The sequence below is a fragment of the Candidatus Sordicultor fermentans genome (genome assembly GCF_012728195.1).
Taxonomy (GTDB): Bacteria; Atribacterota; Atribacteria; order Atribacterales; family Caldatribacteriaceae; genus Sordicultor; species Sordicultor fermentans.
The window spans coordinates 1-1,775 of the sequence record NZ_JAAYFP010000056.1 but is presented as its reverse complement, the minus strand read 5'-3'; the positions used below and the strand labels follow the sequence as shown (position 1 = coordinate 1,775).

Here is a 1,775-nt window from a genome sequence, read left to right as displayed (position 1 = left end):
GCTTTGTTCCTCTGAACCTCGGGCTACTTGAGATATGGTTTGGCCAATCTGATCCCCGGTTTGGGCAATTTCTCGAGAAGCATGCTGGAGGTTTTCCATAGAGGATATGATTGTTTCTGCTCCCTCGGCTACTTCTTTTAGGAACGTTCGTAAGGACCGGGAAGCCTGGTTTAAGGAGTTAAAGAGAATTCCCAGTTCATCCCGGCGGCGGAGAGAGATTTCCTGAGTTAAATCTCCTTTTTCTAAAACCTGGGCAAAAGAAACACTGCGATTTATGGGGGAGACGATGCTTCTTGAGATAACTATGCCTAAAATAATGGCCAGAATTACTATAATACCCACTATTAAATAGAGAAGCTGGGATAATCGGTTTTGAAGCTCACTGACGCGAGCAACAGTAGTATCAAATTGATCAAGCACTTCCTGATTCATATCGTTCATTGCCGCCAAAACTTCTTGGCCCGTTCTTCTTACTTCAGTAATAGCTTTTTTAGTTTGCTCTTCAGCAAACTTTAAATAATTATCTTTAATAACTATTTCATTCCACAGTTCAACAAAGGGTTTCCAGCGGTCGTTAATTACTGTTTCTGCAATAACCGACCCGTAAGTCTTTAGGAAATCTTCTTCCATAAATTTTTTCATCTGTTCTAGATTGGTTTCCACTTTTTGGCGGGCGGTTTCTTTGACTTCGGGGTCAGACAATAAAAGATAGTTTTTTCTTTCCTGGTTTATGGTGTTTAGCTTATCCATCCACTTATCCATTTTCAAATTTTCTATACTTCTCTTAAGAGAGCTATAAGACCGGTAACATTCCATATATAAATTGTCTCGCTCTTCAGGGGTGGCAATAGGGAAGTTGTTTTGTAGCTTCTCCCAATTTTGACGATAAAGAGCCAATTTATCTTTTATATCTTTTTTGGTCTGGTCAGAAATCATAGAGGAAGTATCGATGTCATTGGAAAAAGATTCGAAATAAGAGTTAATAGAAACAGCTATTGTTCCATCAGGATCACCGGTAGCTAACCAGCGGGAGATAAGAGAGTTGATTTCCTCTACTGGCTGAGTGAACTTTTCCACTGCTTGTGCCACCGACTGAATAAAATTAACCACCACCTGGGCTGGTTCATCCATAGCTAAAGCAGCTTCGTCTCTTTGCTGGCGACCAATAAGGAATTCGCGCCACAACGTAGTTACCGAATTCACTTTACTTTGATGGCCAACCTCAAAACCTTTTAAATTCTGCAAGCTATTGTAAAGAGGAGTTCCTTCTTCTAAGAGAGGTAGGGAGTAGGGGAACTCCTCTTTTTCCCAGATAGAATAGTAAGAAGAGGCTTCAAATTCCTCTGATTCTGTTCCCAGCCTCAGAGCTTCAATATAGGTCATGATTTTATTATCTAACAACTCTAATTCTCCCTTAATTTGATCGAGAGTGGCGGTGTCTTCTTCTAAAAGATAGGAAGATACCAGAGAATCTTTTTCTGAAAGGAAGTCTTTAATTCTGGAAGTGGCTAAAAGCAAAGGAGTGCTACTTCTCACCTCCTCTAAAGACGTGCCTATTTCTTGAAAAGCATAAATGGCAAAGCCACCTACTACTGCTGCCAGCAGTGCTAGGACAATAAATCCCAAGGGAATCTTGGTTCGGATTTTCAACTTTATCCCTCCCAATTTTATTTTTATATACTTTCTGTATTAGTTAATCGGCAAATTTGCCAAAAACTTTATGATGTTTGGTAGTCTGATTAGAAGTTTATCCCAAAACAGTGTCCAGAATCATC

1 protein-coding gene is annotated in these 1,775 nt (G+C 39.9%); it reads right to left on the bottom strand.

Translation table 11 applies throughout. The annotated features are described in order from the left end of the window. On the bottom strand, positions 1–1,650 hold a 1,650-nt coding region (locus GXZ17_RS02775; RefSeq protein ID WP_409375765.1), incomplete at its 3' end, for a HAMP domain-containing protein. Positions 1,651–1,775 lie beyond the last annotated feature (125 nt).